Here is a 21106-nt window from a genome sequence, read left to right as displayed (position 1 = left end):
TCGGCGAGGGGAACGAACTGACTCATGACCACACCCACCGAGACCTCGGGTCCGCCGGCCGGCGCGCAGCCTGACGGCGCGTCAAACTCCGAGCCGGCCAAGAAGATCGAGGGTCGCTCGCCGGGCCGCATCGCCTGGGACCGCCTCAAGCGCGACAAGATCGCGCTGGCCGGCGGTGTCGTGGTGATCCTGCTGGTGCTCGCGGCGATCTTCGCGCCGGTGCTCACCTCGCTGTTCGGACACCCGCCGAACGAGCCGCACGCCGACCAGATCAACCCCGATCTCGGCCTGCCCAAGGGCGCGTTCGGCGGCATGAGCAGCGACTTCCTGCTGGGCGTCGACCCGGTGTTCGGCCGCGACGTGTTCTCCCGCGTCCTCTACGGCGCGCGGATCTCCATGCTGGTGGCGCTCGGCGCGGCCGTGCTGTCGGTCGGCATCGGCGTGGTCATGGGCGTCACGGCCGGTTACTTCGGCGGCTGGGTGGACGCGTTCATCAGCCGGATCATGGACATCCTGCTGGCCTTCCCGCAGCTGCTGTTCAGCATCGCGCTGGTGTCGGTGATGCCGACCTCGGCGTTCGGCATCCCGGACGAGTGGCTGCGCCCGCTCATCCTGGTCTTCGTCATCGGCTTCTTCGGCTGGCCCTACATCGGACGCATCGTCAGAGGCCAGGCCATGTCGCTGCGCGAGCGGGAGTTCGTGGACGCCGCCCGCAGCCTCGGTGCCGGCCGCACCCACATTCTGTTCCGCGAACTTCTGCCCAACCTGGTGGCGCCGATCCTGGTCTACGCGACCCTGATCATCCCCACCAACATCCTGAACGAGGCGGCGCTCAGCTTCCTCGGGGCCGGCGTCCGCCCGCCCACCGCCTCCTGGGGACAGATGCTCTCCGAGGCGGTCCGGATCTACGAGGCGGATCCCACCTACATGGTGGTCCCCGGCATCGCCATCTTCATCACCGTGCTCGCCTTCAACCTGTTCGGCGACGGCCTGCGCGACGCGCTCGACCCCAAGGGCAACTGAGCCCGCAACCCTGGAGGTTCCCAAACCCATGAAGCGAAACAGGACGCTCGCGGTCGCAGCCCTCGCGGCCACCCTCGCGCTCACCGCCACCGCCTGCGGCGGCAGCAAGGGCGGCGGCAGCGGCGACAACAAGGGCAACGCAGCGGCGGGCTTCAACGCGGCCGTCGACAAGGTGGTGAACGCCTCGGACAAGAAGGGCGGCACCCTCAACATGTGGACCACCACCGACGTGGACTCGCTCGACCCCGGTCGCGCGTACTACGCCTCGGTGTGGAACTTCGAGCGCTTCTACACCCGCACCCTGCTGGCCTTCGACGGCAAGCCGGGCAAGGAAGGCCTGAAGCTGGTCCCCGACCTGGCCGCCGCCCAGCCGGAGATCTCCGCGGACGGCAAGACCTACACCTTCAAGATGAAGCCCGGCCTGAAGTTCGAGGACGGCTCGGTCATCACCTCGAAGGACATCAAGTACGGCGTCGAGCGCATCTTCGCGCAGGACGTCATCTCCGGTGGCCCGACCTACCTGATCAACGAGCTCGACCAGGGCCAGAACTACAAGGGCCCCTACACCGACTCGGACCCGAACAAGCTGGGCCTGAAGTCGGTCACCACCCCGGACGACAACACCATCGTCTTCTCGCTGGCCAAGCCCAACTCGGACTTCCCGTACCTGCTGGCCATGGGCTCCGCCGCCCCGGTCCCGCAGAAGCTGGACACCGGCTCGCAGTACGGCCAGAAGCCGGTCTCCTCCGGCCCCTACAAGTTCAAGTCGGCCGAGGCCGGCAAGAGCTACGAGCTGGTCCGCAACGAGAACTGGGACGCGGCCTCCGACCCGTTCCGCAAGGCGCTGCCGGACGTCGTCAAGCTGACCGTCACCACCAACGCCGACGACATGGACACCCAGCTGCTGGCGAACACCGCCGACCTCGACTGGGCCCAGACCGGCCTGTCGCAGGCCGCGCAGGTCAAGGTCCTGCAGGACCAGGCGCTCAAGGCCAACACGGACGACCCGTACAACGGCTTCATCCGCTACATCAGCCTCGTCCCGTCGGTCGCCCCGTTCGACAACCAGCACTGCCGCAACGCGGTGCTGTACGCGGCCGACACCACCGCCCTGCAGACCGCCCGCGGCGGCTCGGTGGCCGGCTCGATCTACGGCTCGATGCTGCCCCCGAACATCCTCGGCTCGGACGACTACGACCCGTACAAGCTGACCCAGGGCAAGCCGAACGTCGAGAAGGCCAAGGAAGAGCTGAAGGCCTGCGGCAAGCCGGAAGGCTTCAAGACCAACATCGCGGTCCGTGGCAACAAGCCGAAGGAGGTCAACTCCGCGGTGGCGCTGCAGACCGCCCTCAAGGCCGTCAACATCGACGTCACGGTCCAGCAGTACGACGGCAAGCTGATCGCCTCCGAGATCGGCGCGCCCGACGTCGTCAAGACCAAGGGCTACGGCCTGATCGTGATGGGCTGGGGCGCCGACTTCCCGACCGGCTCCGGCTACCTGCAGCCGCTGATGGACGGCCGCTTCATCCCGAGCAACGGCAACAGCAACTACTCCGAGATCAACGACCCGGAGATCAACAGCTGGTTCGACCAGGCCGCCGCGATGACCGACCCGGCCAAGGCCGCCGAGCTGTACAAGAAGATCAACCACAAGGTTATCGACGGCGGCTACTACCTGCCGATCGTCGCCGACAAGGCCCTGAACTGGCGCAACCCGCGCCTGACCAACGTCTACATCACCGACGCGTTCGGCGAGGTGGACTTCCAGGCCCTCGGCGTCTCCGACGGCAAGTGACCTGACCTTCCCCCTTTAGTTCGCACCGCTAGTCCGAAGGGCAGGTGAAGGCCCTGCCCGGGCCGGCCGGGGGCACCCCCACAGGGGAACCCCGGCCGGCCCGTGGCAGGGCCGACCGCAGTGCTCGTGTATCTCTTCAGGCGACTGATCAACGTCGTCCTCATGCTGCTGGTGGTCGCTGCGGTGACCTTCGGCATCTTCTTCATGGTGCCCAAGCTCACCGGAACCGACCCCGCGCTGCTCTACGTGGGCAAGATCGCGGACAAGGTGGCCGTCGAGGGTATCCGCCACAAGATGGGCCTCGACAAGTCGATCGTCGAACAGTTCTGGCTCTTCCTGAAGGGCATCGTCGTCGGCCGCGACTACAACGCGGGTACCGACGTGACCCACTGCTACGCCCCCTGCCTGGGCTACTCGTTCAAGACCGAGCGCGAAGTCTGGCCGGTACTGCTCGACCGGGTCGGCGTGGACTTCTCGCTCGCCGCCGGCGCCTCGGTCCTATGGCTGGTGTTCGGCACGGCCACCGGCGTCGTCTCAGCGCTGCGCCGCGGCACCGCGCTGGACCGCATCTCGATGTCCGTCGCGCTGGCCGGCGTCTCGCTGCCGATGTACTTCACCGGCCTGGTCTCGCTCGCGATCTTCGTCGGCCAACTCGGCTGGTTCCCACGCACGTACACCGACTTCACGGCCGATCCGGTGGCCTGGTTCCAGGGGCTGGTACTGCCCTGGGTCACCCTGGCCTTCCTGTTCGCGGCGACCTACGCGCGACTCAGTCGGGCCACCCTGCTGGACGTGCTCGGCGAGGACTACATCCGCACCGCGCGCGCCAAGGGCCTCAAGGAACCCGTGGTCATCGGCAAGCACGCCATGCGCTCCACGCTGACGCCGATCCTGACCATCTTCGGTATGGACCTCGGCGGCCTGCTCGGTGGCGCCGTGCTCACCGAGAACACCTTCAACCTGCGCGGGCTCGGCTACGAGGCGGTCCAGTCGATCTCCTCCAGCGACCTGCCGGTGATCATGGGTGTGACGCTCTTCGCCGCGTTCTTCATCGTGATGGCCAATCTCCTGGTTGACCTGCTGTACGCCGTCGTCGATCCCCGGGTGAAGCTGGCATGAGCAACATGGACAAGCCCCTCCAGGCAGACAAGCCCTTCCTTTCGGTTCGCGACCTGAAGGTGCACTTCCCGACCGACGACGGACTGGTCAAGTCCGTCAACGGCCTGAGCTTCGACCTGGAGCGCGGGAAGACCCTCGGCATCGTCGGCGAGTCCGGCTCCGGAAAGTCCGTCACCTCGCTGTCGATCATGGGCCTGCACCGCACCGGCACCAAGCGCGGCGCCCCGCAGATCTCCGGCGAAATCTGGCTGGACGGCCAGGAGTTGGTCTCCGCCGACCCGGACGAGGTGCGCAAGCTCCGCGGCCACAAGATGGCGATGATCTTCCAGGACCCGCTGACCGCGATGCACCCGTACTACTCGGTCGGCGCCCAGATCATCGAGGGCTACCGGGCCCACCACCCCGGCACCTCCAAGAAGGTCGCCCGCACCCGGGCGATCGAGATGCTCGACCGGGTCGGCATCCCGCAGCCCGACAAGCGGGTCGACAACTACCCGCACGAGTTCTCCGGCGGTATGCGCCAGCGCGCCATGATCGCCATGGCCCTGGTCAACGACCCCTCGCTGCTGATCGCCGACGAGCCGACCACCGCCCTGGACGTCACCGTCCAGGCGCAGATCCTCGACCTGATCCGGGACCTGCAGAAGGAGTTCGGCTCCGCCGTCATCATCATCACGCACGACCTGGGCGTGGTCGCCGAGATCGCCGACGACATCCTGGTCATGTACGGCGGCAAGCCCGTCGAGCGCGGCCCTGCCGACACCATCTTCGAAGCCCCCGAGCATCCCTACACCTGGGGCCTGCTCGGCTCGATGCCCCGCCTCGACCGGGAGCTCCAGGACCGGCTGATCCCGGTCAAGGGCACCCCGCCGAGCCTGATCAACGTGCCGTCCGGCTGCGCGTTCCACCCGCGCTGCCCGTACGCCGAGCTCACCGGCGGCCGCTCCACCAGCGAGGTGCCCGTGCTGGCCGAGGCCGCCCCCCGGCACTTCGCCGCCTGCCACCTGCCGGTCGCCGAACGCCACCGGATCTTCACCGAAGAGATCGCGCCCCGGCTGTGAGCACGTACCACCCACTTGGAGACAACCGATGACGGACAGCCAGACGGCGGCCCCGCAGGCCGCGAAGGTGCCCGCCCAGGCACCCGGCCAGGACCGTGAACCCCTGCTGCGGGTCACCGGACTGACCCGGCACTTCCCGGTCACCAAGGGCCTGCTGAAGCGTCAGGTCGGCGCGGTGCGCGCGGTCGACGGCATCGACTTCGAGGTCATGCCCGGCGAGACGCTCGGCGTGGTCGGCGAGTCCGGCTGCGGCAAGTCCACCATGGGACGCCTGGTCACCCGACTCGACGAACCCACCGGCGGGAAGATCGAGTTCGAGGGCGCCGACATCACCCACCTGGGAGTCTCGGCGATGCGGCCCTACCGCCGCGACATCCAGATGATCTTCCAGGACCCGTACTCCTCGCTGAACCCCCGGCACACCATCGGCACCATCGTCGGTGCGCCGTTCCGGCTCCAGAACGTCCAGACCGAGCACGGCGTCAAGAAGGCCGTCCAGGACCTGCTGGAACTGTGCGGCCTCAGCCCCGAGCACTACAACCGCTACCCGCACGAATTCTCCGGCGGCCAGCGCCAGCGCATCGGCATCGCCCGCGCGCTCGCCCTCCGTCCGAAGATGATCGTCGCGGACGAGCCGGTCTCGGCGCTGGATGTCTCCATCCAGGCCCAGGTGGTCAACCTGCTGGACGACCTCCAGAAGGAACTCGGCCTGACCTACCTGATCATCGCGCACGACCTCTCGGTGGTCCGGCACGTCTCCGACCGGGTCGCCGTGATGTACCTCGGCAAGGTGGTGGAGATCGCCGACCGCGACTCCCTGTACGCCAAGCCGATGCACCCCTACACCAACGCCCTGATGTCCGCGGTGCCGGTTCCGGACCCGAAGCGCAAGGAGCGGCGCGAGCGGATCCTGCTCACCGGCGACGTCCCGTCGCCGCTCAACCCGCCGTCGGGGTGCCGGTTCCGCACCCGGTGCTGGAAGGCGCAGGACATTTGCGCGAGCCAGGAGCCCCCGCTCAGTGCCGCGCGGGCCGGGCACCAGGTGGCTTGCCACTTCCCGGAGAACGCCGAGTAGTTCGCTGTCCGAGGTCCGCCCGTGGAGGGGAGTTCCCTCCGCGGGCGGATCTTGCCGTTTACGGGGCGCGTTCGCGCGGTTCCGGGGAACCCCCGGCGCCCCTGACGGGGCGCGGGAATTGACGGTGCCGGCTGGGAGAATGGCGGGCATGCTTGAGATTGCGGTGCGGGACCGGACGGATGCGGTCCGGGTGCGGGTGTCGGAGGGCGAACTCCTCGACATGGTGCGGGACATGGGGGAATGGCCGGACTCCGTCCTGGTACTGCAACGGGTGCCCGACCTGCCGCACACGTACGCGCAGGCGTGTCCGGAGTACGGGGCGTGGACGGTGGAGTACCGGGCGGGGAGCCCTGCGCGGCACTACGGGACCCAGGTGGGCGACGTGGAGCAGGTCGCCGCGCTGCTGCTCGGGTGGGCACGGGAGGACGAAGGCTGGGGCGTCGGGGTCGCATGGGAGCGGATCGAGTTCGAAGTCCCGGAGCCCGCGCCGCTGGAGCTGTCCGCGCAGGACGAGGCGACCGTGGTCGACGAGGTCCGGCGGCTGCTGGTGGCGGGCTATGCGACCCGCGCGCAGGCGGCCGAGGTCGCGGAGGAGTGCCTGGTGGACAAGGACTCCCGTCCGGTGACGAAGGAGCAGGCGAAGCAGCTGGTCGACCGGATGTGGCTGGAGCGGGTCGCCGAGCAGCGGTCGTGGGTGGGGGAGACCGACCCGGAGCGGGTGGCCAAGGCGTTCGCCGCGCTGGAAGCGACCGGCATCACGGCGCGGGAGAACTTCACCTGTTGCCGCAATTGCGGCAACGGGGAGATCTGGGCGGAGAACCCGGAGGCGCGCGGCTTCGTGTACTTCCACTCCCAGTGCACCGAGGGCGTGGCGTCCGGTGGGGACCTGTGGCTGCTGTACGGCGGTTTCGACGACTCGGCGGACACCACGGCGGCGGTCGGCCGGGAGGTCGTCGCGGCGCTGGAGGAGTGCGGCCTGGGGGTGAGTTGGGACGGCAGCCCGGACGACGCGATCCGGGTCACCGGCCTGGACTGGCGGCGCCGGCTGGTCGGGTAGTCCGAGTCGGCACGGCTTTCGTTCGTCCGGCGCAGTGCGGGGCGTGAGCTGTTGCCCGGGTGGTGGGGGTGCCTTGAGCTGGACCGGAATGTTCCGGCTCCCGTGCGAGGGGTAGGTCCACCATGCTGTCGGCCCGCAGTCTGTTCCAGGAGATCCACGACGACGACCGGGCGTTCCGGCTGTTCTGCTCGATCGCGGCCAAGGGGGAGGACCAGGGCGGCTGGGAGAACGGCCGGATCGCCCGGCTGGTGCCCGACCAGGAGTTGGCACCGAAGGTGGCCCGGCACGGAGCGGACGAGGACAAGCACGGGCGGATCTTCAAGGCGCTGATGCACAAGCGGGGACTGGATCCGGCCGAAGTCCCGGACGAGACCGACTACACGATGATCCTGGAACGGCAGGGCATCGGCCTGGCGCACGCCCGGCTGCGCCGGGACGAGCCGTTGTCCGAGCAGGACGTGATCACGTACCTGGCGCACAGCCGGGTGACCGAGCAGCGGGCGTCCGAGCAGATGCGGATGCTGAAGCGGATCTTCGGCGAGCACCCCGAGGTGGGCCGGGCGGTGCGGATGATCTCCAACGACGAGGACAACCATCTGGCGTTCTGCCACGAGGAGTTGCTGCGGCTCGCGTACCGCGGGCACGGCCGGTCGATCCTGGACACCCTGCAGGACACCGCGCGGGCGGAGATCCGCACCTACCGGGACGTCAGCCTGGCGGTGATGGCGCACATGGGGGAGCTGCTGCGCTGGCCGCGGGCGAAGTCGGCGGCGCTGGCGGCGGGCATCCACACGGTGTACGGGTACGAACGGGCGGGCGGGTGGCGGCGGATGACCACGCTGCGGATGCCGGCCAAGCTGAACGCGCTGGGCGGGCCGGCGCCGCACGAGTCGTTCGCCTGACCGCCCGGCGAACGGCGCCGGTCGGTCGGCATGGACACTGACCAGGTGAGCTCCGAGATCTTCCCGCACGACGTCCAGCAGATCCTCGACCTGGTGGGCATCTTCGTCTTCGCACTGTCCGGCGGCCTGATGGCGGTCCGCAAGAACATGGACATCTTCGGCATCTGTGTCCTGGCCGAGGCCACCGCGCTCGGCGGCGGTGTGCTGCGGGACTTGATGATCGGGGCGCTGCCGGTGGCCGCGTTCACCAACGCCGGTTATTTCGCGACCCCGCTGGTGGCGGGGCTGGTGGTGTTCTTCCTGCACCCGGAGGTGGAGCGGATCACCCGGTCGGTGATGGTGCTGGACGCGGCGGGCCTCGGACTGTTCGCCGTCACCGGCACCATCAAGGCGCACGACTACGGGCTGGGCGCGGTCCCCTCGGTGGCCTGCGGGATGCTGACCGCGGCGGGCGGCGGCGTGGTGCGCGACGTGCTGGCGATGGAGCCGCCCTCGCTGCTGCGCTGGGACCGGGAGATCTACGCGGTGCCGGCGCTGGTCGGCGCGGCGATCACGGCGATCCTGATCGCCGTCGGCCAACTCACCCCGGTGAACGCCGCGCTGGCGGCGGTGGCCGCCTTCACGATGCGGCTGCTGGCGCTCAAGTACGGCTGGCGGGCGCCGCGGGCCTGGCACCGCAACGGTTCGCGGGCCGGTGAGGAGTAAGGCCCTCACGGGCGCCGCGGGCCTGGCACCGCAACGGTTCGCGGGCCGGTGAGGAGTAAGGCCCTCAGCTGCGTGCGGCGCGCACCTCGTGCTTGGCGCCGCAGCGGTTCTCGCACCAGCGGGGGGTGGGGGAACCGCCGTAGGCCAGCGAGATCGCCTCGACCGTGCAGAGCAGTTCCGGCAGCAGTTTGCTGAGTTCGACGACCGAGGCGACCTGCACCGGGGCGGAGATCGAGCAGGCGGCGATCGCGGTGCCCTCGGTGCCGGCGATCGGGGCGGCGATGCAGTTCACCGACGGGTGGTACTCGGCCTGGTCGACGGCCCAGCCGCGCCGCCGCACCTCGACCAGCTCGGCCCGCAGTTGCTCCGGGTCGCTGATCGACTGCGGGGTGCGGGCCGGGAATTCGGCCTCGGCGAGGTAGGCGGTGAGCCGGTCGGCGGGCAGGTCGGCCAGCAGCACCTTGCCGGCCGCGGTGGCCGCGGCGGGGGCGCGCCGGCCGATCCGGCTGTCCTCGCCGAGCCAGCTGCGGCCGGGGTCCGGGTACTTGGCGTCCACCTTGTCCAGGTAGAGCACCTCGTCGCCCTCCAGGACCGACAGGTGGACGGTGTGCCCGTAGCGCTCGTTGAGCACCGCCAGGTAGGGGGCGGCGACCTGGCGGATGTCGATGCCCTCGAGGGCCTGGTGGGCGAGCGCGAACAGCCGGCCGCCGAGCCGGTAGCGGTGGTCGGACTGCCGGGTGACGAAGCCGTGTTCCTGCAGGGTGCGCAGCAGCCGCAGGGCGGTGGACTTGTGCACGCCGATCCGGGCGGCGGCCTGCTCCAGCGAGGCCGGGCCCTCGCCGAGCGAGGCCAGGATGGTCAGCGCGCGGTCGACCGTCTGGGACACGGCCCTCCCCCTCTCACAGCGGCGTGGCCGGAACGCTAACGGCGCGTTGCAGAGGGTGCAATGGCCAAATCGTGACCTGCGGGCCGCCTACACTGGACCCGCTATGGCTTACCTCGACCACGCCGCCACCACCCCGATGCTGCCCGAGGCGATCGCCGCGATGACGGCGCAGTTCGGGACCGTCGGCAACGCTTCCTCCCTGCACACCGCCGGGCGGCGGGCCCGCCGGGTGATCGAGGAGTCCCGGGAGTCGCTGGGCGAGTCGCTGGGCGCGCGGCCCAGCGAGATCGTGCTCACCGCGGGCGGCACCGAATCCGACAACCTGGCGGTCAAGGGCCTGTACTGGGCCCGGCTGGCCGCCGATCCGGCCCGCCGCCGGGTGCTGAGCAGCCCGGTCGAGCACCACGCGGTGCTGGACGCGGTGCACTGGCTGGCCGAGCACGAGGGCGCCGAGGTCGAGTACCTGCCGGTGGACGAGGTCGGCCGGGTGCGCCCGGAGGCGCTGCGCGAGGCGATCGAGCGGGCGCCGGAGACGGTCGCGCTGGTCACCGTGATGTGGGCCAACAACGAGGTCGGCACCGTCCAGCCGGTACGCGAACTCGCCGCCGTCGCCGCGGAGTTCGGGATCCCGATGCATGCGGACGCGGTGCAGGCGCTGGGCCAGGTCCCGGTGTCCTTCGCCGACTCCGGGCTGACGGCGCTCACCGTCACCAGCCACAAGATCGGCGGCCCGTACGGGGTCGGCGCGCTGCTGCTGTCCCGCTCCGCGACGCCCGTTCCGCTGCTGCACGGCGGCGGCCAGGAGCGCGACGTCCGCTCCGGGACGCTGGACGTGCCCGGCGCGGCCGGGTTCGCGGTGGCGGCCGAGCTGGCCGTCGAGCGGCAGCCCGAGTACGCGGCGGGTGTCGGCATGCTGCGTGACGACCTGGTCGCGGTGGTCCGGGCGGCCGCGCCCGAGGCGCTGCTGAACGGCGACCCGGACCCGGCGGGCCGGCTGCCCGCGAACGCGCACTTCTCCTTCCCCGGCTGCGAGGGCGACGCGCTGCTGATGCTGCTGGACGCGGCCGGTGTGGAGTGCTCCACCGGTTCGGCCTGTTCGGCGGGCGTCCCGCAGCCCAGCCACGTGCTGCTGGCGATGGGCGTGGCCCCCGAACTCGCCCGCGCCTCGCTGCGGTTCTCGCTCGGCCACACCTCCACCCGGGCGGACGTCGAGGCGCTGGCCGCCGCGCTGCCCGGAGCGGTGGAGCGGGCCCGCCGGGCCGGACTGGTGCGGGCCGGTCGCTGACCGGATCTGTTCTGTAGCGGAACGATCTGCTGCCGGACTTATTCTGGAGGGATGAACGCACCCCTGCCCGAGCGCACCGTCCGTGACCTCACCGGGCTGCTGGTCCAGGCCGCGCACGCCATGAACACCCGCCTGTCGCTGGCCCTGGCCGAGATCGACAGCTCCCCGCGCAAGCACTGCGTGCTGCTGCACGCCATGGAGGCCGAGCGCACCCAGTCGCAGCTGGCCGCGATCGCCGGGCTGGACAAGACCACCATGGTGGTCACCGCCGACGAGCTGGAGCGGGACGGCCTGGCCGAGCGCCACCCGTCCGTGACCGACCGGCGGGTGAAGGTAATCCGGGTCACCCCGGCCGGTGCGGAGCTGGTGCGGCGCGGCGAGGTGATCGTCGACCGGGTGCACGGGGACGCGCTGGGCGAACTGTCGGCCGGGGAGCGGCAGGTGTTCGTGGACGCGCTGGACCGGCTGCAGCAGGACGTGGAGTTCCCGATGGTGGGGGAGGGCGGCGTGGTGCGGAAGCCGCGGCGGTTCCGGCAGAGCTGACAATCCCGTTCTGGATCGTCTATTGCAAAACTATCTGTTACGGTCTCTCTTGTTGGGGGAGCGCGCGCCCGCGTGCCCCCGGGGAGGGAGACACCCATGTCCGAAAACCCGTCACGCGCCCGCTGGTTGGCCCTCGCGGTGGTCTGCGCGGGCATGCTGATGGTGATCCTGGACGGCTCGATCACCACCGTCGCGCTGCCCGCCATCCAGGACGACCTGCACATCGACCGGGCCGGACTGGCCTGGGTGGTGGACGCCTACGTGGTCGCCTTCGGTGGCCTGCTGCTGCTCGCCGGGCGCCTCGGCGACCTGCTCGGCCGGCGCCGGATCTACCTCACCGGCATCGCCGCGTTCACCGCCGCCTCCGTGCTGTGCGGCCTCGCCGCCACCCCCGCGATGCTGATCGGCGCCCGCTTCCTACAGGGCATCGGCGGGGCGATGGCCTCCGCCGTCGGCCTCGGCATGGTGGTCGGGCTGTTCCCCGAACCCGCCGACCGGGCCAAGGCGTTCGGCGCCGTCGGCTTCACCGGCGCGGCCGGCGCCTCGCTCGGCCAGGTGCTCGGCGGCGTGCTCACCGAGGGCCTGGGCTGGCACTGGATCTTCTTCATCAACCTGCCGATCGGCGCCGCCGCACTCCTTGCCGGGCTGCGCCTGCTGCCCCGCGACCAGGTCGGCCGCGCGAAGGGCGGGGTGGACGTCCCCGGTGCGGTGCTGGTCACCGGCGGCCTGATGCTCGGCGTGTACACCATCGTCGAGGGCGGCCCGCACGGTTGGGCCCTGGCGGCCGGTGCGCTGCTGCTGCTCGCCGCGTTCGTCCTGCGGCAGGCCCGCGCCGCCACCCCGCTGCTGCCGCTGCGGGTCCTCGCCCGGCGCACCACCGCGCTCGCCAACCTGGTGCAGATCCTGCTGCTCGGCGCGATGTTCGGCTTCCAGGTGCTGGTGGCGCTGTACCTGCAGAACGTCCAGCACTACGGCGCGCTCGGCACCGGACTGGCCATGCTGCCTGCCGCGCTCACCATCGGCACCGTCTCGCTGCTGGCCGCCGCCCGCGCGATCGGCCGGTTCGGCGAACGCCGCACCCTGCTGATCGGCCTGGCCCTGCTCACCGTCGGCCTCGGGCTGCTGGTACGGCTACCCGCCGGCCACTTCGACTACGTCACCGACCTGCTGCCCACCATGCTGCTCGGCGCCGGCTTCGGACTCGCCGCCACCGCGCTCACCGCGCTCGGCATGGCCGACGCCCGGCCCGAGGACGCCGGACTGCTCTCCGGCGTGCTCAACACCACCCAGCAGGTCGGCGCGGCGCTCGGTGTAGCCGTTCTGACCGCGCTGGCCGGCGGCACCGGAGATGCGGTCGACGGGTTCCACCTGGCCTTCGGCGTGGGCGCGATGCTGCTGCTCGCCGCGTTCCTGCTGGCCACCGCACTTCCCGCGCGGACCGCTGCTGTCCCGAGCGCCGCCGAGCCGTCCGTCCTGGTGCCGAACTGACCCTCCGGGGCCGGGGCGAGCTGTCGGAGCCCGGTGCGGACTGACCGTCCGGCGCGCGCCCGGCCACCGTTAGGCTGGACTCCTTATGACTGACTTCCCCGGCGCCCCGACCACCCCGTCCACCGGCCGACTGCGCGTGCTCGCCGCGATGTCCGGCGGCGTCGACTCCGCCGTCGCCGCCGCCCGGGCCGTCGAAGCCGGCCACGAGGTGACCGGCGTCCACCTGGCGCTCGCCAGCAACCCGCAGTCCTTCCGCACCGGCGCGCGCGGCTGCTGCACCCTGGAGGACTCCCGGGACGCCCGCCGCGCCGCCGACGTGATCGGCATCCCGTTCTACGTCTGGGACTTGGCGGAGCGCTTCCGCGAGGACGTGATCGAGGACTTCGTCGCCGAGTACGCCGCCGGGCGCACCCCCAACCCGTGCCTGCGCTGCAACGAGAAGATCAAGTTCGCCGCGCTGCTCGACAAGGCGATCGCACTCGGCTTCGACGCCGTCTGCACCGGCCACTACGCCCGGATCGTCGACCTGCCCGACGGCACCCGCGAACTCCACCGGGCCGTCGACGGCGCCAAGGACCAGTCGTACGTGCTCGGCGTGCTCGACGCCGACCAGCTCGCCCACTCGCTGTTCCCGCTCGGCGACACCACCAAGGACGTCATCCGTGAAGAGGCCGACCGGCGCGGCCTGGCCGTCGCCAAGAAGCCCGACAGCCACGACATCTGCTTCATCACCGACGGCGACACCCAGGGCTTCCTCGCCGAACGCCTCGGCACCGCGACCGGCGACATCCTCGACACCGACGGCACCAAGCTCGGCGAACACGACGGCGCCTACGGCTTCACCATCGGCCAGCGCAAGGGCCTCCGCCTCGGCCGCCCCGCCGCCGACGGCAAGCCCCGCTACGTCCTCGACATCTCGCCGGTCAACAACACCGTCACCGTCGGCCCCGCCAGCGGCCTCGACGTGCACGCCCTCACCGCCATCCGCCCCCGCTGGTGCGGCACCCCGGCGAGCGGCGAAGGCCGCTACACCGCGCAGCTCCGCGCCCACGGCGAAGAGGTGCCGGTGACGGCGGTGATGACCGGCGACGAGCTGCACGTCCGCCTCGACACCCCCGCCCGCGGCATCGCGCCCGGGCAGGCCGTGGTGCTGTACGACGGCACCCGGGTGGTCGGCTCGGCGACCATCGCGAGCACCGAACGGGCCGTCGAGGCCTAGGGTCTGTCTTCAAACCCCCGCCTGCCCCACAGCGCCTGGCACGCACTCTCGCCGCACCGGGCGAAAGACCAAGTACACCCAGTACGAGGCCTTCCACCCGGCACGCCGAGAGCACGCACCAGACGCCGCGGGGCTGCGCCGCGGGTTTGAAGACAGCCCCTAGCCACTATTGGTTTGACCCGGGCGTGGCGGGCGGTGATAGGACTGTTTGCACTATGAACATCACGGTCTTCTGTTCGGCGAACCTGCTCGATGCCAAGTACACCGCTCCGGCGGCGGAGTTCGCCCGGCTGCTCGGGGCCGGCGGGCACACGCTGGTGTGGGGCGGGTCGCACACCGGGCTGATGGGCCTGCTGGCCGACGAGGTGCAGCAGGCCGGGGGGCGGCTGGTCGGGGTGTCGGTGGAGTTCCTGCGGCACAAGGCGTACGAAGGCGCCGACGAGCTGGTGGTGACGCCCGATCTGGCCACGCGGAAGGCCGAGTTGCTGGCGCGCGGGGACGCGGTGGTGGTGCTGGTCGGCGGGCTCGGGACGCTGGACGAAGTCACCGAGGTGCTGGAGCTGAAGAAGCACGGGCAGCACGACAAGCCGATCGTGTTCCTCGACACCGAGGGGTTCTACGCCGGGACGCGGACCCAGCTCGAGCGGATGGACAGCGAAGGGTTCCTGCCGCGTCCGCTCGCCGAGCTGGTGAGTTTCGCGCAGACTCCCGCCGAAGCCCTCGCCCACGCCACCGCCAAGCAGAACTGAGGAATCCCATGGGTGTCCACCTGATCACCGGCGCCGGCTCCGGCATCGGCTCCGCCGTCGCCGACAAGCTCACCGCCCGCGGCGAAGAGGTCTGGCTGCTCGCCCGGGACGCGCGCCGCGCCGCCCAGTTGCGCGAGCGCTACCCCGAGGCGCGGACGCTGGTCGGCGACCTCGACGACCCGGCCAAGCTGTCCTGGGCGTTCGGCCACCAGGCGCTGCCCGTCGAACTCGACTCGCTGCTGCACATCGCCGGCGTGGTCGAACTCGGCACCATCGGCGAGACCCCCGTCAAGGCGTGGCAGCAGCAGCTGAACGTCAACACCGTCGCGCCCGCCGAGATCACCCGCCTGCTGCTCCCCTCGCTGCGCCTCGCCCGCGGCCACGTCGTCTTCGTCAACTCCGGCGCCGGCCTGCGCGCCGACCCGACCTGGGGCTCATACGCGGCCAGCAAGTTCGCGGTCCGGGCGGTCGCCGACGCGCTGCGACAGGAGGAGCACGCCAACGGGGTCCGGGTCACCACCGTCTACCCCGGGCGGACCGCCACCGCGATGCAGGTGAAGGTGCACCAGCAGGAGGGCAAGGAGTACGACCCCTCGAAGTGGATCGCGCCGGAATCGGTCGCCACCGCGATCCTCGCCGCGCTCGACCTGCCGCGCGACGCGGAGATCACCGAGATCACGGTGCGCCCCGGCCAGTAGGGCGGTCACCCCAGGCGGTGGCGGAGCCAGGCCAGGCCGTGGGCACCGAGCGCGTCGGCGCGCAGCGTCCACAGCCCGGTGAGGGTCGCGACGAACGCAGTGACGGCCCCCGGTGAGGCTGCGCGCCACATCGACACGCCGTCGGCCCATCGTTCCGCGTTCTCGGGTGTGTGCCCCGCCTGGATCAGCCGGACGACCAGGTACGCCGTGTCGACCCAGGCCGCGCCGGGTGCGGGGAACGCCCAGTCGACGACCCGCACCGTGTCGCCGTCCACCAGGAGGTTGGGGCCGGTGAGGTCGGTGTGGACGAGAGTCCCGCCGTCGATCAGGGCCGGCGCTTCGTGTTCGGCCCCGATCAACGTGCTCAACCGCTCCACGGCCCACGCGTCGAGCCGGTCCCGGTGCCGCTCGTCGAGCGTGTGCCAGAAGTCCTGGCCGGACCACCGGTCGGCGAGCCGCAGAGTTCGTAGCGGCGGAGCCGGGGTCAGCGTCTCGGCGAGGGTCTCCAGTGTTCGGGCGATCACTGGCAGATCGGCCGATCCGGGGGACAGGTCTGCGTGCCGCCCGGGCGCGCGTTCGAATCCGAGGGCCAGCCACCCGGCGGCCTCGACCGTCCACAGCAGGCGGGGGCCAATGCCGGGCGGGAGGACGGTGTTGACGGCCGATTCCAGGCGGTGCATCCACGCCTTGGCGTTGTCCTCCCGGACCGCTTTGCAGAACACCGGCCCCCCGGCCGCGTCCAGTAGCGCAGCGAAGTCGGAGACGGTCCCGGCGGTCGGCGGCGTAGCGCGGGCAACTGGTCCGGTCCGTCCCTCGATTCCGCTTCGCAGTTCGGACGGCAGCTGGTGCCAGGCGTAGCCCATGGGAGTCCTCCGGAGTGCGGCCCGCCCCGGTCAAGTCGCGAGCGGAGCGGGCCGGTTGGTCGGTCGCTAACTGCTGTGGCAACCGCGATGGCACTGGCTGCAACTGCCGCTCCCGCTGGTGTCGCTGCCATCGCCACCGCTGCCCTCGGAGCAGTCGGCGGACATGGCCCACAGCTCGCCGTCCACGGCGAAGCCGCTGGCCTCGATGACGGCCACCCAAGGTGATCGCTCGCCATGCGTGCGACAGTACGCCGCTGCACGGTGTCCAACCAGAACGGCCAGCAGACGGCGCCTCCGCCGCGCTCGACCTGCCGCTCGACGCGGCGATCACCGTCCGCCCCGGCCAGTAGCCGGGGGAGCGCGGCTGCGGTCCACTGGAGGGACGGGGCCGTGGTCGCGGCTCCACCAGGTGAGGAGCGGTCGCATGCCTCTGGCCCGGGTGAACGGTGTCGGTCTCTACTACGAGCTGGCGGGGGACGGCGATCCGCTGGTGCTGGTCCACGGGTCCTGGACCGACCATGTCACGTGGGGCGCCGTGGTGCCCGACCTCGCCGAGCGGTACCGCGTGCTGGCCTACGACCGGCGGGGGCACAGCCAGAGCGAACGTCCCGCCGGGCAGGGGACCCGGACCGAGGACGAGCAGGACCTCGCCGCGCTGATCGAGGCGTTCGACCTGGCGCCGGCGCACGTCGCCGGCAACTCCTTCGGGGCCTCGACGGCGCTGGGCCTGGCGGCGAGGCGTCCTGAGCTGTTCCGGAGCCTGGTGGCGCACGAGCCCCCGCTGATGGGGATCGTGGGCGAGGATCCGGACCTCCGGCCGCTGATGCGAGCCATGGGGGAGAAGCTGGAGTCCGTTCGCGCGCATCTGCGCGCGGGCGAGAACCTCGCGGGTGCGGAGCAGTTCGTCGAGGAGGTCGCCCTCGGCCCCGGGAACTGGGAGCAGCTCCCGGACTGGCTCCGGGACACCCTGGTCACCAACGCCCCCACCTTCCTCGACGAACTGGCCGATCCCGACTGGCTGTTCCTCGACCTCGCCGGGCTGTCCGGTTACACCGGCCCCGCCCTGCTGACCAACGGCACCGAGAGCCCGCCGTGGTTCCCGGCCATCATCTCCCGGCTCGGCGAGGCGCTGCCCCGGGCCGAGGTCAGGACGCTGGAGGGAACCGGCCACGTCCCGCACGTCTCGCACCCCGAGGACTACCTGCGCAGCCTGACCGGCTTCCTCGCCGCCGCCTGAGGGCAAGGCTGCGTAGGCTCTGTCCCGTGACTGACGTGGACGTTTTCGGAGAACTGGCCGGGGCCGCGACCGGGGTGGGGTCGATGCCCGGTGGGGATGTGCGGGACATGGTCCGGGGGGTGATGGCCGAGCTGGAGCAGCTGCCGCACCTGCCGGAGCTGCCCGGGCGCGGGCCCGGTGCGGACATGATCGGGCGCGGGGCGGGCCTGCTGACCGAGCTGTTCGTGCAGACCGAGCCGAGCGGGTGGCGGTTCACCGACCACCCGGGGCGGGACACCAAGCGGGCCCGGTCCTGGCTGGGCGAGGACCTGGACGCACTGGAGGAGTACACCCAGGGCTACCAGGGGCTGCTGAAGATCCAGGCGGTCGGGCCGTGGACGCTGGCCGGGTCGATCGAGCTGCGGCACGGCGAGAAGGCGCTCAGCGACCCCGGCGCCTGCCGGGACATCGCGGAGTCGCTGACCGAGGGCCTGCGCCGTCACCTGGAGGACGTCCGCCGCCGGGTGCCGGGAGCGACGATCGTGCTGCAGCTGGACGAGCCGCTGCTGCCCGCCGTCCTCGCCGGTTCGGTGAAGACCGCCAGCGGCTTCCAGCGGCTGCGCGCGATCGACCGCCAACTCGCCGAGCAGGCGCTGCGCGAGGTGATCCGGGGCGTGGAAACGCCGGTGCTGGTGCACAGTTGCGCGCCGAAGGTGCCGATTCCCTTGCTGCGCCGGGCCGGTGCGGCCGGGATCAGCCTGGACTTCTCGTTCCTGACGGAGCGTGACGACGACGACCTGGGCGAGGCGGTCGAGGGCGGGACGCTGATCCTCGCCGGTGTGGTGCCCTCCACCGACACGACTGCGGTTCAATCAAAAGGCGTGTCAGACCCGGCCGGTAGTGTCCAGGGTGTCAGGACGTTGTGGCGCAGGCTCGGGCTGGCCCCGGAGCTGTTGGGCCGCCGGGTGGTGGTGACGCCGACGTGCGGGCTCGCGGGGGCGTCCCCGGTGTACGCGCGGCGGGCGTTGGCCTCGGCGGTGCGGGCGGCACGGAGCCTGGTGGACAACCCGGAGTGACGAGCGAGGAGGACGGCGCGGTGGCGGCTGTGGAGGGCTGGGAGGAGATCCCGGCGGAGGTGCGGACCCGGCACGCCGAACTGGCGACCGAGATCGAGGAGCACCGGGCCCGGTACTACGACCAGGACGCCCCGGTCATCAGCGACGCCGAATTCGACGCCCTGATGCGCGAGTTGGAGACACTGGAGGCCGAGCACCCGGCGCTGGTGACGCCCGACTCGCCGACCCAGAAGGTCGGCGGCGGGGCGAACGAGCAGTTCGCGTCCGTGGTGCACCGCGAACGGCTGCTCAGCCTCGACAACGCGATGGACGCCGAGGAGTTGGCGGCCTGGGCCGAGCGGGTCGCCACCGAACTGTCCGGCATCGACTACCACTACCTGTGCGAACTCAAGGTCGACGGGCTGGCCGTCAACCTGACGTACGAGAACGGCGACCTCGTCCTCGCGGCGACCCGCGGCACCGGGCAGGTGGGCGACGACATCACCGCCAACATCCGCACCATCAAGGGCATCCCGCACCGGCTCAAGGGCGACAACATCCCCGCGCTGGTGGAGATCCGCGGCGAGGTGTACTTCCCCACCGAGGAGTTCGACGCGCTGAACGCCTCCTTCGCCGAGGAGAACGAGCGCCGCCGGCAGGAGAACGAGGAGCGCGCCAAGGAGGGCAAGCGGCCGCGGGCGATGATCCGGCTGTTCATGAACCCGCGCAACGCCGCCGCCGGTTCGCTCCGGCAGAAGGACCCGCTGGTCACCGCCGCCCGCCCGCTGCGGATGGTGGTGCACGGCATCGGCGCCCGGGTCGGCTTCGACATCGACAACCAGTCGCACGCCTACCAGCTGCTGCACGACTGGGGCCTGCCGACCGCCAAGCACAACAAGGTGGTCGGCTCGCTCGAGGAAGTGCGGGCGTTCATCAAGTACTTCGGCGAGCAGCGGCACTCCGTCGAGCACGAGATCGACGGCGTGGTGGTCAAGGTCGACGAGATCGCCCTGCAGGGCCGGCTCGGCTCCACCTCCAAGTCGCCGCGCTGGGCGATCGCCTGGAAGTACCCGCCGGAGGAGGTCACCGGCAAGCTCGCCGAGATCAAGATCGGCATCGGCCGCACCGGCCGGGCCACCCCGTACGCGGTGCTGGCCGAGCCGGTGAAGGTGGCCGGCTCGATGGTGCAGTACGCGACGCTGCACAACCAGCAGATCGTCAAGGCCAAGGACGTGCTGCTCGGCGACACCATCGTGCTGCGCAAGGCCGGTGACGTGATCCCGGAGATCCTCGGCCCGGTCTACGACCTGCGCGACGGCAGCGAGCGGGCGTTCGAGATGCCCACGCACTGCCCGGAGTGCGGCGGCGAGCTGCGCCCGATGTCCGAGGGCGACATCGACCTGCGCTGCCCGAACGCGCAGCACTGCCCGGCGCAGATCCGCGAGCGGATCGCGTTCCTCGGCGGCCGCCAGTGCCTGGACATCGAGGGCCTCGGCTACGTCGCGGCCACCGCGCTCACCCAGCCGCTGGAGCCCGCCGACCCGCCGGTCAAGGACGAGGGCGACATCTTCGGCCTGACCGAGGAGCAGCTGCTGCCGATCAAGGTGCTGGTGCGCGACCCGAAGACCGGCATGCCCAAGCCGGACGACAAGACCGGCAAGGAGAAGCGGACGTCCTTCTTCGCCACCACCGCCGGCGCCCCGAAGAAGAACACCGGTGTTCTGCTGGACAACCTGGACAAGGCCAGGGACCGCCCGCTGTGGCGCTTCCTGAACGGACTGTCGATCCGCCACGTCGGTCCGGTGGCCGCGCAGGAACTGGCCCGCGAATTCCGTGACCTGGACCGGATCTTCGCCGCCGACGAGACCGAACTCGCCGCCGTCGAGGGCGTCGGGCCGACCATCGCCAAGGCCATCAAGGAGTGGTACGCGGAGGAGTGGCACTGCGAGATCCTCCGCAAGTGGCGCGACGCCGGCGTGCGGTTCACCGAGGAGGCCGACGAGGAGCAGGGCGAACGCCCGCTGGAGGGGCTGACGTTGGTGGTCACCGGCACCCTCGCCGGGCACACCCGGGACGGCGCGAAGGAGGCGCTGACCTCGCGCGGCGCGAAGGTGACCGGATCGGTGTCGAAGAAGACCCACTTCGTGGTGGTCGGCGACAACCCCGGCTCCAAGTACGACAAGGCGGTGCAGCTCGGCGTCCCGGTGCTGGACGACGCCGGGTTCGCGGTGCTGCTGGAGCAGGGCGCGGACGCCGCCCGCAAGCACCTCGGGCTGGACGTCGAGGGGGGCGGCGCAGAGGGCGAGGCCGGTGGGGAAAATGCCGGAGAAGTACCGGAGGAGCAGGTTTCCTGACAGGTCGTTACCG

General features: G+C 71.1%; 19 protein-coding genes. 17 read left to right on the top strand and 2 right to left on the bottom strand.

Annotated elements, in window-relative coordinates; all coding sequences use genetic code 11:
- Positions 1 to 24 precede the first annotated feature (24 nt).
- The 8 genes from ACFYS8_RS07380 to ACFYS8_RS07345 all read left to right on the top strand — a co-directional run bounded on the left by ACFYS8_RS07380 (position 25) and on the right by ACFYS8_RS07345 (position 8737).
- The gene (locus ACFYS8_RS07380) at positions 25 to 1023 is read left to right on the top strand and encodes an ABC transporter permease (RefSeq protein ID WP_387637102.1); all 999 of its coding nucleotides are present in this window, start codon (positions 25 to 27) and stop codon (positions 1021 to 1023) included.
- A gap of 28 nt (positions 1024 to 1051) precedes the next feature.
- Positions 1052 to 2818: an ABC transporter substrate-binding protein gene (locus ACFYS8_RS07375; RefSeq protein ID WP_387637100.1), complete on the top strand. Its 1767-nt coding sequence runs from the start codon at positions 1052 to 1054 to the stop codon at positions 2816 to 2818.
- A gap of 120 nt (positions 2819 to 2938) precedes the next feature.
- On the top strand, positions 2939 to 3937 hold the full coding sequence (locus ACFYS8_RS07370; protein WP_387637097.1) for an ABC transporter permease: 999 nt from the start codon (positions 2939 to 2941) through the stop codon (positions 3935 to 3937).
- Positions 3934 to 4998, top strand: coding sequence for an ABC transporter ATP-binding protein (locus tag ACFYS8_RS07365; RefSeq protein ID WP_387637095.1), 1065 nt, complete (start codon positions 3934 to 3936; stop codon positions 4996 to 4998). The genes ACFYS8_RS07370 and ACFYS8_RS07365 overlap by 4 nt, the downstream gene beginning before the upstream one ends.
- A gap of 28 nt (positions 4999 to 5026) precedes the next feature.
- Complete coding sequence (locus tag ACFYS8_RS07360) at positions 5027 to 6073, top strand: ABC transporter ATP-binding protein (RefSeq protein WP_387637093.1); 1047 nt, start codon at positions 5027 to 5029, stop codon at positions 6071 to 6073.
- A 148-nt stretch (positions 6074 to 6221) separates the two neighbouring features.
- Positions 6222 to 7130 carry a DUF6891 domain-containing protein gene (locus tag ACFYS8_RS07355; protein WP_387637091.1) on the top strand — a complete coding sequence of 303 codons (909 nt, stop codon included), beginning with the start codon at positions 6222 to 6224 and terminating at the stop codon, positions 7128 to 7130.
- A 122-nt stretch (positions 7131 to 7252) separates the two neighbouring features.
- Positions 7253 to 8032 (top strand): ferritin-like domain-containing protein, encoded by a 780-nt coding sequence (locus ACFYS8_RS07350; protein ID WP_387637089.1) that lies wholly within the window; start codon positions 7253 to 7255, stop codon positions 8030 to 8032.
- A 30-nt stretch (positions 8033 to 8062) separates the two neighbouring features.
- Positions 8063 to 8737: a trimeric intracellular cation channel family protein gene (locus tag ACFYS8_RS07345; protein WP_387637086.1), complete on the top strand. Its 675-nt coding sequence runs from the start codon at positions 8063 to 8065 to the stop codon at positions 8735 to 8737.
- Positions 8738 to 8801: 64 nt separating this feature from the next.
- On the opposite strand, the gene ACFYS8_RS07340 is transcribed toward ACFYS8_RS07345, so the two are convergent.
- Positions 8802 to 9623, bottom strand: coding sequence for an IclR family transcriptional regulator (locus tag ACFYS8_RS07340; RefSeq protein ID WP_387637084.1), 822 nt, complete (start codon positions 9621 to 9623; stop codon positions 8802 to 8804).
- A 103-nt stretch (positions 9624 to 9726) separates the two neighbouring features.
- On the opposite strand from ACFYS8_RS07340, the gene ACFYS8_RS07335 reads away from it, so the two are divergent.
- From ACFYS8_RS07335 to ACFYS8_RS07310, 6 genes are all read left to right on the top strand, one after another.
- Positions 9727 to 10908 (top strand): cysteine desulfurase family protein, encoded by a 1182-nt coding sequence (locus ACFYS8_RS07335; RefSeq protein WP_387637082.1) that lies wholly within the window; start codon positions 9727 to 9729, stop codon positions 10906 to 10908.
- Positions 10909 to 10959: 51 nt separating this feature from the next.
- A complete protein-coding gene (locus tag ACFYS8_RS07330; protein WP_387637080.1) occupies positions 10960 to 11451 on the top strand; it encodes a MarR family winged helix-turn-helix transcriptional regulator in 492 nt (163 codons plus the stop codon).
- 96 nt (positions 11452 to 11547) lie between these two features.
- Positions 11548 to 12939 carry an MFS transporter gene (locus tag ACFYS8_RS07325; RefSeq protein WP_387637077.1) on the top strand — a complete coding sequence of 464 codons (1392 nt, stop codon included), beginning with the start codon at positions 11548 to 11550 and terminating at the stop codon, positions 12937 to 12939.
- An 85-nt stretch (positions 12940 to 13024) separates the two neighbouring features.
- Positions 13025 to 14158, top strand: a complete 1134-nt coding sequence (mnmA, locus tag ACFYS8_RS07320) for a tRNA 2-thiouridine(34) synthase MnmA (RefSeq protein WP_387637075.1) — start codon at positions 13025 to 13027, stop codon at positions 14156 to 14158.
- A gap of 215 nt (positions 14159 to 14373) precedes the next feature.
- On the top strand, positions 14374 to 14907 hold the full coding sequence (locus ACFYS8_RS07315) for a TIGR00730 family Rossman fold protein (RefSeq protein WP_387637073.1): 534 nt from the start codon (positions 14374 to 14376) through the stop codon (positions 14905 to 14907).
- Between the two features lie 8 nt (positions 14908 to 14915).
- Positions 14916 to 15605, top strand: a complete 690-nt coding sequence (locus ACFYS8_RS07310; protein ID WP_387637070.1) for an SDR family oxidoreductase — start codon at positions 14916 to 14918, stop codon at positions 15603 to 15605.
- Between the two features lie 5 nt (positions 15606 to 15610).
- Here ACFYS8_RS07310 and ACFYS8_RS07305 read toward each other — a convergent pair whose 3' ends face one another.
- Positions 15611 to 16468, bottom strand: coding sequence for a phosphotransferase (locus tag ACFYS8_RS07305; RefSeq protein WP_387637067.1), 858 nt, complete (start codon positions 16466 to 16468; stop codon positions 15611 to 15613).
- A gap of 424 nt (positions 16469 to 16892) precedes the next feature.
- Here ACFYS8_RS07305 and ACFYS8_RS07300 point away from each other — a divergent pair, with 424 nt between their 5' ends.
- The 3 genes from ACFYS8_RS07300 (at position 16893) to ligA (ending at position 21093) form a co-directional block, all read left to right on the top strand.
- Positions 16893 to 17705, top strand: coding sequence for an alpha/beta fold hydrolase (locus ACFYS8_RS07300; protein WP_387637065.1), 813 nt, complete (start codon positions 16893 to 16895; stop codon positions 17703 to 17705).
- Between the two features lie 83 nt (positions 17706 to 17788).
- On the top strand, positions 17789 to 18760 hold the full coding sequence (locus ACFYS8_RS07295; RefSeq protein WP_387638826.1) for a methionine synthase: 972 nt from the start codon (positions 17789 to 17791) through the stop codon (positions 18758 to 18760).
- Positions 18757 to 21093 (top strand): NAD-dependent DNA ligase LigA, encoded by a 2337-nt coding sequence (gene ligA / locus ACFYS8_RS07290; protein WP_387637062.1) that lies wholly within the window; start codon positions 18757 to 18759, stop codon positions 21091 to 21093. Before ACFYS8_RS07295 ends, ligA begins: the two co-directional genes overlap by 4 nt.
- The last annotated feature ends 13 nt before the right edge of the window (positions 21094 to 21106 follow it).

This window comes from Kitasatospora sp. NPDC004615, assembly GCF_042873545.1.
Taxonomy (GTDB): Bacteria; Actinomycetota; Actinomycetes; order Streptomycetales; family Streptomycetaceae; genus Kitasatospora.
This window is presented reverse-complemented; position numbering and strand designations above follow the sequence as displayed.

What these genes read in the sequence shown, in the direction of transcription:
- ACFYS8_RS07300 (WP_387637065.1), top strand. Translation starts at nt 16,893, where the DNA reads ATGCCTCTGGCCCGGGTGAACGGTGTCGGTCTCTACTACGAGCTGGCG.
- ACFYS8_RS07315 (WP_387637073.1), top strand. Translation starts at nt 14,374, where the DNA reads ATGAACATCACGGTCTTCTGTTCGGCGAACCTGCTCGATGCCAAGTAC.
- ACFYS8_RS07295 (WP_387638826.1), top strand. Translation starts at nt 17,789, where the DNA reads ATGCCCGGTGGGGATGTGCGGGACATGGTCCGGGGGGTGATGGCCGAG.
- ACFYS8_RS07360 (WP_387637093.1), top strand. Translation starts at nt 5,027, where the DNA reads ATGACGGACAGCCAGACGGCGGCCCCGCAGGCCGCGAAGGTGCCCGCC.
- ACFYS8_RS07375 (WP_387637100.1), top strand. Translation starts at nt 1,052, where the DNA reads ATGAAGCGAAACAGGACGCTCGCGGTCGCAGCCCTCGCGGCCACCCTC.
- ACFYS8_RS07355 (WP_387637091.1), top strand. Translation starts at nt 6,222, where the DNA reads ATGCTTGAGATTGCGGTGCGGGACCGGACGGATGCGGTCCGGGTGCGG.
- ACFYS8_RS07305 (WP_387637067.1), bottom strand. Translation starts at nt 16,468, where the DNA reads ATGGGCTACGCCTGGCACCAGCTGCCGTCCGAACTGCGAAGCGGAATC.
- ACFYS8_RS07325 (WP_387637077.1), top strand. Translation starts at nt 11,548, where the DNA reads ATGTCCGAAAACCCGTCACGCGCCCGCTGGTTGGCCCTCGCGGTGGTC.
- ACFYS8_RS07310 (WP_387637070.1), top strand. Translation starts at nt 14,916, where the DNA reads ATGGGTGTCCACCTGATCACCGGCGCCGGCTCCGGCATCGGCTCCGCC.
- ACFYS8_RS07330 (WP_387637080.1), top strand. Translation starts at nt 10,960, where the DNA reads ATGAACGCACCCCTGCCCGAGCGCACCGTCCGTGACCTCACCGGGCTG.
- ACFYS8_RS07350 (WP_387637089.1), top strand. Translation starts at nt 7,253, where the DNA reads ATGCTGTCGGCCCGCAGTCTGTTCCAGGAGATCCACGACGACGACCGG.
- ACFYS8_RS07380 (WP_387637102.1), top strand. Translation starts at nt 25, where the DNA reads ATGACCACACCCACCGAGACCTCGGGTCCGCCGGCCGGCGCGCAGCCT.
- mnmA (WP_387637075.1), top strand. Translation starts at nt 13,025, where the DNA reads ATGACTGACTTCCCCGGCGCCCCGACCACCCCGTCCACCGGCCGACTG.
- ACFYS8_RS07335 (WP_387637082.1), top strand. Translation starts at nt 9,727, where the DNA reads ATGGCTTACCTCGACCACGCCGCCACCACCCCGATGCTGCCCGAGGCG.
- ACFYS8_RS07365 (WP_387637095.1), top strand. Translation starts at nt 3,934, where the DNA reads ATGAGCAACATGGACAAGCCCCTCCAGGCAGACAAGCCCTTCCTTTCG.
- ACFYS8_RS07345 (WP_387637086.1), top strand. Translation starts at nt 8,063, where the DNA reads ATGGACACTGACCAGGTGAGCTCCGAGATCTTCCCGCACGACGTCCAG.